We start from the raw sequence: 13,264 nt of genomic DNA on the forward strand, positions 1-13,264 counted from the left end.
ATCTAAAGGCTTGACCTAAATTTTTTAATTATTTTACCAAACCATAATTACACCAACTTTTGATAAAGAGCCTTAATTATTAATCTTAGCGATGAAACACACAAAAAATACCCGACTATAGCTTTTGCTATAATCGGGTAAATGTTTTTTATATGAGAATTACTCTTTGCTCTTAATGTACTCGTCAATAGCTGCTGCGGCTGTTTTGCCTGCACCCATTGCAAGAATTACTGTAGCAGCACCTGTTACAGCGTCACCGCCTGCATATACGCCCTCACGAGATGTAAGACCGTGCTCATCAGTGATAATGCCGCCCCACTTCTGTGTTTCAAGGCCCTTTGTAGTAGCCTTGATAAGTGGGTTTGGTGATGTACCGATAGAAATAACTACTGCGTCAACATCAAGTACAAACTCGCTGCCCGGCTTAACAACAGGTCTTCTTCTGCCGCTTTCGTCAGGTTCACCGAGTTCCATCTCAACGCACTTCATACCTGTTACAAACTCGTTTTCATCACCGAGAATTTCAACAGGGTTGTTAAGGAGCTTAAAGATAATGCCCTCTTCCTTAGCGTGCTCAACTTCTTCTCTTCTTGCAGGAAGTTCCTCTTCACTTCTTCTGTAAACAATGTAAACTTCATCTGCACCAAGACGCTTTGCACAACGGGCAGCGTCCATAGCAACATTACCGCCGCCTACGATAGCAACCTTTTTAGCGTGCATAATAGGTGTAGCGGAATCCTCTTTATAAGACTTCATAAGGTTTGTTCTTGTGAGGAACTCATTTGCGGAATAAACACCGCAAAGGTTCTCACCGGGAATCTTCATAAATCTCGGAAGACCTGCACCTGAACCGATAAATACTGCCTCAAAGCCCATATCGTCCATAAGCTCGTCAATAGAGATAACTCTGCCGATAACCATATTTGTTTCAACCTTAACGCCGAGAGCCTTAAGTGTATCAACTTCTTTCTGAACGATTGACTTTGGAAGTCTGAATTCGGGAATACCGTAAACAAGAACGCCGCCTGCAAGGTGGAGTGCCTCAAAAACAGTTACATCGTAACCCATTTTTGCAAGGTCGCCTGCGCAAGTAAGACCTGAAGGGCCTGAACCTACTACAGCTACCTTATGACCGTTTGGTTCCGGCTTATTTACAACAACATCTGTCTGAGCATTGTGCCAGTCGGCAACAAATCTCTCAAGTCTGCCGATACCTACAGGTTCGGTCTTAATACCTCTTACGCATTTTGACTCACACTGTGTTTCCTGTGGGCAAACACGGCCGCAAACTGCAGGAAGTGAGCTTGATTTTGAAATTACATCATAAGCACCCGAAAAGTTGCCCTGTGCAACTTCCTTAATAAAATCAGGAATTGAAATATGTACCGGACAGCCCGATACGCAAGGCTTATGCTTACAATTAAGGCAACGCTGTGCCTCTTCGATTGCAACTTCCTCTGTGTAGCCTGTAGCTACCTCAAGAAAGTTTTTATTTCTTACATTAGGCTCCTGTGTAGGCATAGGAGCTTTTTTAGGTGACATATTCGGCATAATTACTCAACCTCCTTCTTAAACAGATTACAAGCTTCGCTGTAAGCCTTACGCTCAAATTCCTTGTACATAGCGCCACGCTTCATAGCCTCGTCAAAGTCAACCTGGAAGCCGTCAAAATCAGGGCCGTCAACGCAAGCAAACTTTGTTTCGCCGCCAACCGTAAGACGACAGCCGCCGCACATACCTGTGCCGTCAATCATAATCGGGTTCATAGAAACTGTGGTAGGAATGTTGTAAGGCTTTGTTGTCTTAACAACGAACTTCATCATAATAAGTGGACCGATAGTAATTACAAGGTCGTAGTTCTCGCCGGCTTTAATCATCTCTTCGAGCGGAGTTGTAACAACGCCCTGTCTGCCGTGTGAACCGTCATCTGTCATAACAATAAACTTGTCTGAACAAGCCTTGAATTCGTCTTCAAGAATAACAAGGTCTTTGTTTCTGAAACCGACAATAGAGTGAACCTCTACGCCGAGCTCGTGGAGCTTTTCAGCTATAGGAAGTGCAATTGCGCAGCCTACGCCGCCGCCTACAACGCAAACTTTCTTGTAGCCGTCTGTATGAGTAGGAACACCGAGCGGGCCTACAAAATCGTGAAGGCAGTCGCCCTCATTTAAGTGGTTGAGTTTTTCTGTTGTAGCACCGACAATCTGGAAAATAATACGAACTGTACCCTTTTCTCTGTCATAACCTGCAACAGTAAGCGGAATACGCTCACCGTCCTCGTCAACTCTAAGGATAATAAACTGACCCGGCTGTGCTTTTTTTGCAATAAGCGGAGCGTCAATTTCCATAAGAGTAACGGTAGGGTTGAGTGATTTCTTTTTAACTATCTTATACATCTCAAATCTATCCCTTCGTATAATCTTTTTAAATCCAACACATAAAATCGCATTGTATGCTTAATATTAGTTTATCACAATAGCATTAAATTTTCAATACAAATTCGTCTTTTTTCATCATAATCCTTAAGCACTTTTTTCCAAAACAATGTACATACAGCCGTATAAATTCATCTTTTATTGTAAAAATATATTTGATACATTTTCAAATTCGCAGCAAAAAATCCGATTTGCAAAAAGCAAAACAAAATCACTCCAACTCTACATTATAAGTCAGAAAGGATAATAATATGTTTACAAACAAAAAGAAAATCGCACTTGTCGGTACAGGAATGGTCGGTATGAGTTTTGCATATGCGGCTCTGAATCAAAACCTTTGTGACGAGCTTGTACTCATCGACATAAACGAACAGCGAGCCAGAGGCGAGGCAATGGATTTAAACCACGGCATTGCTTTTTCGCCTGCCAGCACAAAAATCTACGCAGGAAATTACAGCGATTGTAAAGATGCCGACATCGTTGTAATCTGTGCGGGTGCCAGTCAGCGGCAACCGTCGCAAAGCAGACTTGAGCTGTTAAAAGGCAATTACGAAATTTTCCGAAAAATTGTTCCGCAGGTAACGGAAAGCGGATTTGAGGGCATATTTATTGTCGCTACAAACCCCGTTGACATTATGACAAGAATTACCTGCGAGCTTTCGGGATTTAAAGCCGAAAAAGTAATCGGCACGGGTACAACCCTTGACACCGCAAGACTTAGGTATCTTTTGGGCGAATACTTTGAAGTTGACCCACGCAACATACACGCCTATGTAATCGGCGAACACGGTGACAGTGAATTTGTACCTTGGTCGCAGGCTCTAATTGCGGTAAAACCGATTTGCGATGTTCTTTCAGACAATTCCAAAAGCTATTTTATGGAGGATTTAGACCGAATAAGCCGAGAAGTCCGTACCGCCGCACACGAAATCATCGCCGCCAAAAAAGCGACATACTACGGCATAGGAATGGCAATAGTGCGTGTAGCAAGAGCCGTGCTTGAAAACGAAAACTCCGTACTCACGGTATCCGTTAGATTACGGGGTGAATACGGCGGCAAAAAAGATGTTTTCCTCGGCAATCCGGCAATAATCGGAAGTGAGGGCGCAAAGCGTATGCTTGAACTAAAACTTACTCCGTCAGAACAAAAATATCTTGAAAATTCATATAACATTTTAAACGACACCTATAAAAGTATTTTGTAAATAAATACAAAGATTAATAATTCGATAAACAGTCCGTCGGGAGAAAACTCCGCTCTCAACGGACTGTTTTTATTTGACTTTAATTTTTCCGAATGTTATAATGTAAGTATAAACAGGAATTTCGGGAGGTAAAGACATATGAAAAAGTTTAGAACCGCAGTGTCTGTTATCATTATGGTCATTGCCGGAATCGTCGGCTTTTTTGTCGGAGCATCTGTTAATGAGGCAATGACAGGAGCAGTTTTGTTCTCGATGATTTCCGGAATTGCGTGCATTATTTACACAATTGATAATTTTGAGAAATAATCGAATATACTTAAAAATAAAATATGATTTTATGTTAAAACTCTTTAAATTCTTGACATTGGTATAAAAATATACTAAAATGTCTGTACTTATAATAAAATATGGTCATCGGAGGACAGGGTGTCGTAACACCGTTTCTATTTTGGAACACTGTCGATAAGATGTCGGGTGAGCTCGGTTATTGATAATATAACCGAGCTGTTTTTATGTAAAATAAAGGAGAGTGAAATATGATTCAGTTATTGGAGCATTTTACCTACAAAAAACTTATCCGATTTACAATTCCAACTGTTGCAACGATGATTTTTACATCTGTTTACGGGGTTGTTGACGGACTGTTCGTATCAAATGTTGCGGGCAGTGAGTCTTTTGCGGGAGTTAATCTGATTATGCCGGCACTTATGATGCTCGGCTCTGTGGGATTTATGATTGGTACAGGCGGCAGTGCTCTTGTTTCAAAGACCATTGGCGAGGGCAACAAAAAACTTGCCAACCGCTATTTTTCAATGCTGATTTATTTTTTGGTAATTGCGAGTATTGTTTTAGCGGCAATCGGTATTTTGTTTATAAGACAAATCTCCGAACTTTTGGGCGCAGAGGGCGAAATGGTTAATATTTGTTCGGTTTACGGCAAAACTCTTTTGTTCGCTCTCCCCTTCTTTATGCTTCAGAACTGCTTTCAAAGTTTTCTTGTAGTTGCCGAAAAACCTGCAATGGGACTTGGAGTTTCTCTTGCCGCAGGACTTACAAATATGGTGCTTGACTTCCTGTTTATCTATGTATTCGGCTTGGGCGTATTTGGCGCTGCGCTTGCAACCGGTATAAGCCAATTTATCGGCGCAATGATCCCGATATTCTACTTTGCACGCAAAAACAAGTCGCCGCTGAAGCTTGTTAAAACCAAACTTGAACTTAAACCGATACTTAAAACTTGCACAAACGGCTCTTCCGAAATGGTAACAAACATTTCAATGTCGCTTGTAAATATGCTCTACAATTTACAGCTTGTTAAATATGCGGGTTACGACGGCGTTGTAGCTTACGGCATTATAATGTATGTCGGATTTATTTTTGTCGGCACTTACCTCGGCTACTCGGTCGGAGTTGCTCCGATTATCGGATACCACTACGGCGCAGGAAATACCGATGAGCTGAAAAGCCTTTTCAAAAAAAGTCTTATTTTGCTGTCGGCAACTGCAGTTATCCTTACCGCCTGTGCAGAAATTCTTTCCTCTGTTCTGGCAGGAATTTTCGTAGGATACAACAAAGAACTGCACGATATGACAACCAATGCAATCTGCCTGTTTGCGCTGTCATACATTATAAGCGGTATCAATATCTTTGCATCGGCATTTTTTACAGCGCTGAACAACGGTCTTGTTTCCGCTATAATTTCATTTTTGAGAACGCTGGTTTTTCAGGTCGCATTTATCTTTATTCTTCCGTTATTACTTGACCTCAACGGAATTTGGCTTGCCGTTGTCGGCGCCGAAATTTGCTCGCTGATTATAAGCGTATCATTCTTTGTGGCAAACAGAAAAAAGTATAAATATGTATAATAAAAAAGCTGTTTTTCTTGTGGGAAAGACAGCTTTTTTTGGAGTGAACAGAGTAACTGAGGTTTGGATTAAAAATTTAGGCTCAACTTTTATGCCAAAAAGTCAGTTTTTTTAAAATTCTCTCCCCAAAAAGCAAAAAACTTTTTTTAATTTTCTATTTTTTGTCACTATATTGTCATAGTCCGAATGTTATAATATATTCATAAAGTAACAGTATAGGAGCAATATTATGAAAGGTAATTATAAACTCAAATGGCATAAATTTACAATTTATTTTGCACTTTTCACGCTGACAGCGATTACACTTTTTGCGGCTGTTCCGTTTTTTATAGGCAAAACCCACGCTGTCATCAACGGCTCACAAATTATATTTAACAATGCTCAAATATATGCCCAGCATCCTATGATGCAGACCTATGACATATTATTCGGTATATTTTTTGTGATGTATGCCATACTGATTGTAATAACCCGACAAAAACTCGCAGGTTTTAAAAAAGACGCACTCCAACTATTATACACCTGCTTGGGTGTTTCGGTATTAATACCGGCAGCGTATGCGGTGACAAATATTGTTGTAATTGGCTTTTTAAGAATATATTTTTACTTAATTGTTGTATCAATGATTGCGGCAGTAATACTTTTTTTAATTTACGCTGTATATTACGGCAAGAGAAAATCTCTCTTTACAAACTGATTTACTAAACCTTTTCCTAAAACTTCATATAAATAATTACCCAAAGAAAATGCAGTCCATATAAACGGACTGCATTTTTCTTTTATGATTTTTGTAAATAGTTGTAAGAAATGATGGTTTAGCGGATTATCGGTCGGGAAACAAAGTAAAACAAAATTAATAGTTTCTGTCCCGAATTAAAAAATTTATTAAACTAAACTGTGTGTGCTAAACCATAATATTAATGTTACCCCAACATTTAGAATAGAACCTTTTATACTTACTGTTTAAACAGCAAAAGCACTACAAAGTATGAAATTGCAAACAATACAAATGAAATTATCTGACTTAAGTAATAGTTTTTGAAATAGCTTTCCGGCGGATCCGGTTCAAGCTGAGATTTTTTGTATTTTTTTAATGAATACATATTTCCGAAAAATATAAGTATAACAACAAAAGCAACAAAGATATAAGCACCGTTCAATTCGATTAGATCTACTGTTTTTAAAAAGAAACTATTATAGCTGTGATAATAAAAATAAAATGCAGCAAGTGCCGGTGCTGCCTCAAACATATAAACAATTCGTTTTTTCTTAGCAAACACAGCATAATTCCAAAGCGAGAACTCACCATGATGATGCCATCGCATCTCTGTAAAGTAATCATTATTTTCAAAGATTTTCAGCAGCATAACTATAAAACAAGATATTAAATAAACAGCAATTCCAAAAACAGCTACGGAAATGTTAGGACAAGCCTTTTCCAGTAACTCGCCGCCATTTCTAAGTGTGTTAACTTCCAGTATGGAAACCACTATAAAATTCATTACCATATACTTTGTGGGAATTATAATGCTTTGGTCGGTTTTACCAATACACTCCATAAGCGACATAATTGAAAGAAATGTTATAATACCGATAACCACGAAACTTTCTACCAAGTACAAATAATCTTGAGAAAATGAAAAATAAAATTTGTAAAGCGGCACCGTTACACTTACCAAGCTACCTAAAAAGGAATGAAAATGATGCGTAAAAAGTAAACTAACAACATTTATCACCGAACAAAGAATGATTGCAAACTGAAATCCGCTGAGAATTTTATAAGCAAGCTGAAACCTCGGCTTGCGTGATGTGTAGTTATAATCATTTACTGAAATCATAATAAAGCACCTTAAAATCGTCTTGTTTTTATCTGTATTTCTCTGTAACTTAATAATACTACCTTTTAGCTCTTTTTTCAATACTTCCCATCCACAATATTATTAACATACCATTAAAATAATGTTAAAAATTTTTCTGCTTTTGACTTTTGGTGGCAGATTTTTTCATTCTCAGCTTGAAATATGGCTCAGATTGTGGTATAATGATAATGTATATTATGTTGAAGCATAATAATGTTTATAATTTTACACATAGTACTTAAAATGCTACTTGAAGTTTAACAATAAAGGAGATTTGTCATGCAGGAGATAATCGTTGATGAAGGAAAAATCAAATGCCTAATTACAGGTAAAATGAGAAAAGAAACTCCAGAAGAATATGTTAGACAAGAATACTGTAGAATCCTATTAGATGTTTATAAATATCCAAAAGAACATATTGATGTTGAATATCCAATTAAGGTAGGATCAACTGATAAAAGATGTGATATAGTCGTTTTCAAGAGTGATGAAAAATCTCAGGATAACATATACTGGATAATTGAAACAAAAAAGAAAGATGAAAAAGAAGGCATTGAGCAGTTGTGGAGCTATATGTCAGCCACGACCTCAGATTTTGGAACATGGACAAATGGCGATAGTATCCTGTTTTATTACAAAGACAAAGCAAAATCAAACAGATTTATTGAGCTTCCTGATATCCCGAAATATAAGGAAAGCGTTGATTCAATAGGTAAATACAATAAATCTGATCTTGTTAAATGTACAGATCTTAAAGGCGTGTTTAAGAGATGTAATAATTATTTCTTTAGCAATCAAGGATTAACACAAGATAAAAGGTTTTCTGAGATATTAAAGATACTATTTTGTAAAATTGAAGATGAGAAAGATTTATTCAACGAAAAATGCGATTTTTATGTGACGCCCGAAGAACAGAAGAGTTCAAAAGGACTGAAAAATGTTAGAGAACGCATTACTACCCTTTTCCAAAAGGTAAAACAGCGTTTTCATGAAGACAATATTTTTGAAGCAAATGATGAAATACAGCTTAACGATCGTTGCTTATGTTTTGCAATAGCAGAGTTACAGAAATATTCTTTATTAGATACTAATGTTGATATCAAGGGCGTTGCTTTTGAAACATTTGTAGGCGCTAATTTAAGAGGAGAACACGGTGAGTTTTTTACACCAAGAGAAATTGTGTTGATGGCTACAGAAGCTATTATGCCTAAAATAAATGAAACTGTATGCGATCCGGCCTGCGGTTCAGGTGGCTTTTTGGTTATGGCATTAAAGAATATACGTCAGCAATATGAAGAATTGCAGAAAAAACGTCCCTCATTAAATGTCGTTGGTTTATTTAGGGAATATGCTGATAAATATATAAGAGGTATAGACTTTAATCCTGATTTATCCCGTGTTGCAAAAATGAATATGGTTTTAAATGACGATGGTCATACGGGCATATTCCATTTTGATTCATTAACGCCTTTCTCAGAGTGGCCAGCGAAAATCACAAATAAAATTGAAAAAGGCAAGATTGATATCATAATGACCAATCCACCATTCGGAAAAAAATGTGTAATTGATGATAAGAAGATTTTACAACACTATCATCTTGGTCATAAATGGGAGAAAGATGATAACGGAATATGGCTGGAAACAAAAAAAGTAGACGAAAGCCGAACTCCAGATATTCTGTTTATTGAACGATGCTTGGATTTACTTAAGCCTGGGGGACGTATGGCTATAGTATTACCCGATGGAATACTTGGCAATAATGGATTGGAGTATGTACGTCAATACATACTCAACAACGCTGATATAGTTGCGATTATAGATTGTCCTGTAGAATCATTCCTACCTTCAACTGATACTAAAACCTCTCTTCTTATTTTGAAGAAAAAGAAAGCTGAAGGATTGCCGCAAACATTTGACACTTTCATGGCTATTGCTAAAACTTGCGGACACGATAGAAGAGGAAAGGAAATATATATTAGAGATAATGAAGGTAATCCACTTGTAGTTGATGGTAATCCTGTGATTAATAATGACTTGGTGGAGATAACGAGGAGGTTGATTGATCATGTCAAAGTCAGAAATATTTATAACTAATGCCATAAATATATCTGCTCAGTCATTTTATCCTCGTAACTATGATCCAAAGTATCTATTTGTAAGAGATGGAATGTTGAACTGTCCTGTATTATCTGAATATGTTATTGGCGATATTAAGGGGGGCTCGACTCCACCGGCATACTTTTTCTATAAGTCAAATGGAATACCTTTTATTAAGACAGCAGCAGTATCAAGACACTTTATAAACACTAATGATCTTCAAAGGATTAATGAGAATTTTCATAACACTACTATTAAGAGATCAATTACCCATCCTTACGATATTATCTATACGACGACAGGTAAATTTATGGGTAAAGCAGCTATGTGCCCACCAACAATATCTGAAATGAATATGAGTCAGAATAGTGTTGTGATTCATACAGCTACACCTAAAGAAGCTGCCTTTCTAACAATATATCTGAATTCAAAGATCAACAGAATACAAGTAAGAGGATCATACTCGATTACTAAACAAAAATACTTGAATCAAGGTAAAATTGCTCAATTAAAAGTAATGAAGTATGAAAAAAAATACGACTTGCTAATGGAAAGGTATATTAAGGCATTTGATAACTACTATACTTCTATCCAGGAGATAAAAAAAATTATTGAAGCCTTTGATACAAAGAATAATTTGCCGTTCTCCGATGAAGCTCAATTCGGTTTCTCAGTATCTCCAAGCACACTTGACAAATGTATGCTTTGCCCCAATTATTATAGACCTGACGTTGATAAAACTATCAGCTCAGTAATTGGTGATCGCACAGTTACAGGTTTTAATGTTGAAGCTATAAAAAAAGGTGACGAGATTGGAAGCGAAAACTATTTGGAAGATGGTGTTCCATTTATAAAAACAAGTGATATAATGAACTTTGATGTTGATTATGAACCTGATTGTTATAGTGCTGAATCAACTATATATCAACTTGAACAAGAAATTAGATGCGGTGATATCATTTTTACCAAAGATGGAAAGCCAGGTGAAGTTGCTATTATTCAAGAGGACGATAAAATAATCATTTCAAGTGGATTAGTAAAGTACAGACCTGAAAACGAAACCGAAAGATATTGGTTATTCTTATTGCTAACAAGCAAGTACGGAAAATCCTATTTCAAAAAATGGTTTGTGCTTGCATCAACAATGCTACATTTAAGAGCGGATTTCTTTAATGATTTTAAAATACCTGAAATATCTGATTATATAAGAGATAGTTTCATACTTCCTCTTAAAAAGGCATTTGAAACGAAAAAAAATTGCTACGATGAGATTATAAAAATAAAAACAACAGTTGAAGATTCGTTCACTAATCCCGATACTGACTTGAATATTTAATATGTTTGAACTGCACTTGACAAACCACCCCAACCTGCGCTATAATACCAAATAAGGAGCAAGCCACCAGGCACACATTGCCTCCACAAGTTGCACAGCTCATTATCAAACGTGCTAACAAAATGATAACGGAGCATCAGCAGCCAAGTACAATACAGAACAAAATGTATAATTGAGATACCACAGCTCAAATTTCCTAAATAAAATTGTTTAATCCGGAGGACGATTTGAGGAGTGGGAATGATTAACAAAACCCCGAAAAGTCTGATTAATACTGACTTTTCGGGGCTATTTTTAATTCTGTGGGACTGTTATGGACTTAATTCACATTTTCTTTCCGTACATTCACAAATTTATTGCCAACAAATGCAAAATGTGTTATTATAAATATGTATATATTCGGACAGGCGTTCAGTCTGTTAATTCAGGTGCAGGCTTACCTGCAAATATCTGCGAAAAGGTGATAGAATTGTCATTTCCACAGGACAAAATTAGAAATTTCAGCATAATTGCTCATATTGACCACGGCAAAAGTACGCTTGCCGACCGTATTCTTGAGCAGACCAATTCGGTATCTGCCCGTGATATGGAGTCACAGCTCCTTGACGATATGGAACTTGAGCGTGAGCGTGGCATAACAATAAAGGCTCGTGCCGTATCGGTTACTTATGATGCCGACAACGGCGAAAAATATCTTTTCAACCTCATTGACACTCCCGGTCATGTTGACTTTAACTACGAGGTTTCCCGTTCTTTGGCGGCTTGTGAGGGTGCAGTGCTTATTGTTGACGCATCTCAAGGCATTGAGGCTCAAACTCTCGCCAACACTTATCTTGCTGTCGACAGCGGTCTTGAAATTGTGCCCGTAATCAACAAAATCGACCTGCCGAGTGCCGATCCTGACAGAGTTATCGAAGAAATTGAAGATGTAATCGGTATTCCTGCCGAGGACGCACCAAAAATTTCCGCTAAGCAAGGCATCAATATTCACGCTGTCCTCGAAAAAATCGTATCAGACATTCCTGCTCCGACAGGCGATGTCAACGCACCTCTCCGTGCGCTGATTTTTGACAGCTACTACGACAGCTACAAGGGCGTTATCATTTATGTTCGTCTTAAAGAGGGACAGATTCACCCGGGTGACGAATTTAAACTTATGGCAACAGGAAGTACATTCACCGTTGTGGAATGTGGTCTTATGCATGCCACATCAATGGAATCTACCAACGGACTTTACGCAGGTGAAGTTGGTTACATTGCCGCATCAATCAAAACTCTTGCAGACGCAAAAGTCGGCGACACTGTTACTCTTACCGCAAATCCTGCCAAAGAGCCTTTACCGGGTTATCGTGAGGCACAGCCTATGGTTTACTGCGGTATATATCCTGTTGACGGTGCAAAATACGGTGATCTTAAAGATGCTCTTGAAAAATTACAGCTTAATGACGCAGCACTCTCTTTTGAACCCGAAACATCTGTTGCGCTCGGTTTTGGCTATCGCTGCGGATTCCTCGGACTTCTTCATATGGAGATTATTCAGGAAAGACTTGAGCGTGAATATCAGCTTGACCTTATCACAACTGCGCCGAGCGTAATTTACAGAATTACAAAAACAGACGGCACCGTTGAAATGATAGACAACCCGACAAATTATCCTGACCCTGCACTTATTGCAATGGCAGAAGAGCCGATGACTACCGCACATATTTACTCACCAAAGGAATATGTGGGCAACATTATGGAGCTTTGTCAGGACAGACGAGGCATATTTATAGATATGCAGTACATTGATGCAGACAGGGTTGACTTGCACTATGAATTACCGCTTGCCGAGATTATTTACGATTTCTTTGATACCTTAAAATCACGCACAAGAGGTTATGCATCTTTTGACTATGAGCTTAAGGATTATGTAAAGAGCAACCTTGTTAAACTTGACATTATGCTCAACGGTGATGTTGTCGATGCACTGTCGTTTATTATTCACGCAGACAAGGCATATGGCAGAGCGAGAAAGATGGCGGAAAAGCTCAAGGAGAAAATTCCAAGACAGCTGTTTGAAGTTCCGATTCAGGCTTGCATTGGCGGTAAAATCATTGCGAGAGAAACCGTTAAGGCTATGAGAAAAGATGTACTTGCAAAGTGCTACGGCGGTGATATTTCCCGTAAAAAGAAACTTCTTGAAAAGCAGAAAGAGGGTAAAAAGCGTATGCGCCAGCTCGGCTCGGTAGAAGTTCCGCAAGAGGCATTTATGGCAGTGCTCAAACTTGATACAGACTGATTTTTTTAATTAAATATTATGCAAAAACATAACCACCGAGTTGTTATAAATGCAATTCGGTGGTTTTTTGATTAGAAAATTAGGTTCTCTTCTAAATGTTTGGGTAACAATAATGTATTATGGTTTAGCGGAATACTTCACAAGTCAATTATAAAAGTTTGGTCGACATTTTCAAAGGTCGAGATC

The 13,264-nt window shown here is 38.0% G+C and carries 10 protein-coding genes; 7 read left to right on the top strand and 3 right to left on the bottom strand.

From position 1 onward, the window contains the following. Nucleotides 1–159: 159 nt before the first annotated feature. Both gltA and AAAY30_RS10185 read right to left on the bottom strand, forming a co-directional pair. Nucleotides 160–1,551, bottom strand: a complete 1,392-nt coding sequence (gltA, locus tag AAAY30_RS10180) for an NADPH-dependent glutamate synthase (protein ID WP_252558750.1) — start codon at nucleotides 1,549–1,551, stop codon at nucleotides 160–162. 2 nt (nucleotides 1,552–1,553) lie between these two features. After that, nucleotides 1,554–2,396: a sulfide/dihydroorotate dehydrogenase-like FAD/NAD-binding protein gene (locus tag AAAY30_RS10185; protein WP_022234329.1), complete on the bottom strand. Its 843-nt coding sequence runs from the start codon at nucleotides 2,394–2,396 to the stop codon at nucleotides 1,554–1,556. Between the two features lie 290 nt (nucleotides 2,397–2,686). Here AAAY30_RS10185 and AAAY30_RS10190 point away from each other — a divergent pair, with 290 nt between their 5' ends. The 4 genes from AAAY30_RS10190 (at nucleotide 2,687) to AAAY30_RS10205 (ending at nucleotide 6,202) form a co-directional block, all read left to right on the top strand. Continuing rightward, a complete protein-coding gene (locus AAAY30_RS10190) occupies nucleotides 2,687–3,640 on the top strand; it encodes an L-lactate dehydrogenase (RefSeq protein ID WP_022234328.1) in 954 nt (317 codons plus the stop codon). Nucleotides 3,641–3,778: 138 nt separating this feature from the next. After that, entirely contained in the window at nucleotides 3,779–3,946 is a 168-nt protein-coding gene (locus tag AAAY30_RS10195; protein WP_022234327.1) for a hypothetical protein, read from the top strand. Nucleotides 3,947–4,176: 230 nt separating this feature from the next. Next, nucleotides 4,177–5,505: an MATE family efflux transporter gene (locus AAAY30_RS10200; RefSeq protein WP_499215935.1), complete on the top strand. Its 1,329-nt coding sequence runs from the start codon at nucleotides 4,177–4,179 to the stop codon at nucleotides 5,503–5,505. A 229-nt stretch (nucleotides 5,506–5,734) separates the two neighbouring features. After that, on the top strand, nucleotides 5,735–6,202 hold the full coding sequence (locus AAAY30_RS10205; RefSeq protein ID WP_186936164.1) for a hypothetical protein: 468 nt from the start codon (nucleotides 5,735–5,737) through the stop codon (nucleotides 6,200–6,202). A 259-nt stretch (nucleotides 6,203–6,461) separates the two neighbouring features. Here the strand turns inward: AAAY30_RS10205 and AAAY30_RS10210 are convergent, their stop codons facing one another. Then, a complete protein-coding gene (locus AAAY30_RS10210; RefSeq protein WP_499215934.1) occupies nucleotides 6,462–7,343 on the bottom strand; it encodes a hypothetical protein in 882 nt (293 codons plus the stop codon). A 300-nt stretch (nucleotides 7,344–7,643) separates the two neighbouring features. Here AAAY30_RS10210 and AAAY30_RS10215 point away from each other — a divergent pair, with 300 nt between their 5' ends. The 3 genes from AAAY30_RS10215 (at nucleotide 7,644) to lepA (ending at nucleotide 13,078) form a co-directional block, all read left to right on the top strand. Next, nucleotides 7,644–9,458 (top strand): N-6 DNA methylase, encoded by a 1,815-nt coding sequence (locus AAAY30_RS10215; protein ID WP_302196532.1) that lies wholly within the window; start codon nucleotides 7,644–7,646, stop codon nucleotides 9,456–9,458. Further along, nucleotides 9,430–10,797 carry a restriction endonuclease subunit S gene (locus AAAY30_RS10220; RefSeq protein ID WP_302186794.1) on the top strand — a complete coding sequence of 456 codons (1,368 nt, stop codon included), beginning with the start codon at nucleotides 9,430–9,432 and terminating at the stop codon, nucleotides 10,795–10,797. Before AAAY30_RS10215 ends, AAAY30_RS10220 begins: the two co-directional genes overlap by 29 nt. A 313-nt stretch (nucleotides 10,798–11,110) precedes the next feature. Beyond that, nucleotides 11,111–13,078, top strand: a complete 1,968-nt coding sequence (lepA, locus tag AAAY30_RS10225; protein WP_449074082.1) for a translation elongation factor 4 — start codon at nucleotides 11,111–11,113, stop codon at nucleotides 13,076–13,078. The last annotated feature ends 186 nt before the right edge of the window (nucleotides 13,079–13,264 follow it).

The organism is Ruminococcoides bili (genome assembly GCF_040093295.1).
Taxonomy (GTDB): domain Bacteria; phylum Bacillota; class Clostridia; order Oscillospirales; family Acutalibacteraceae; genus Ruminococcoides; species Ruminococcoides intestinale_A.

Bases quoted from the DNA above. Each gene is read 5' to 3' on its own strand.
- lepA (WP_449074082.1), top strand. From the start codon at position 11,111: ATGGACTTAATTCACATTTTCTTTCCGTACATTCACAAATTTATTGCC.
- AAAY30_RS10220 (WP_302186794.1), top strand. From the start codon at position 9,430: ATGTCAAAGTCAGAAATATTTATAACTAATGCCATAAATATATCTGCT.
- AAAY30_RS10190 (WP_022234328.1), top strand. From the start codon at position 2,687: ATGTTTACAAACAAAAAGAAAATCGCACTTGTCGGTACAGGAATGGTC.
- AAAY30_RS10205 (WP_186936164.1), top strand. From the start codon at position 5,735: ATGAAAGGTAATTATAAACTCAAATGGCATAAATTTACAATTTATTTT.
- AAAY30_RS10200 (WP_499215935.1), top strand. From the start codon at position 4,177: ATGATTCAGTTATTGGAGCATTTTACCTACAAAAAACTTATCCGATTT.
- AAAY30_RS10210 (WP_499215934.1), bottom strand. From the start codon at position 7,343: ATGATTTCAGTAAATGATTATAACTACACATCACGCAAGCCGAGGTTT.
- AAAY30_RS10215 (WP_302196532.1), top strand. From the start codon at position 7,644: ATGCAGGAGATAATCGTTGATGAAGGAAAAATCAAATGCCTAATTACA.
- AAAY30_RS10195 (WP_022234327.1), top strand. From the start codon at position 3,779: ATGAAAAAGTTTAGAACCGCAGTGTCTGTTATCATTATGGTCATTGCC.
- gltA (WP_252558750.1), bottom strand. From the start codon at position 1,551: ATGCCGAATATGTCACCTAAAAAAGCTCCTATGCCTACACAGGAGCCT.
- AAAY30_RS10185 (WP_022234329.1), bottom strand. From the start codon at position 2,396: ATGTATAAGATAGTTAAAAAGAAATCACTCAACCCTACCGTTACTCTT.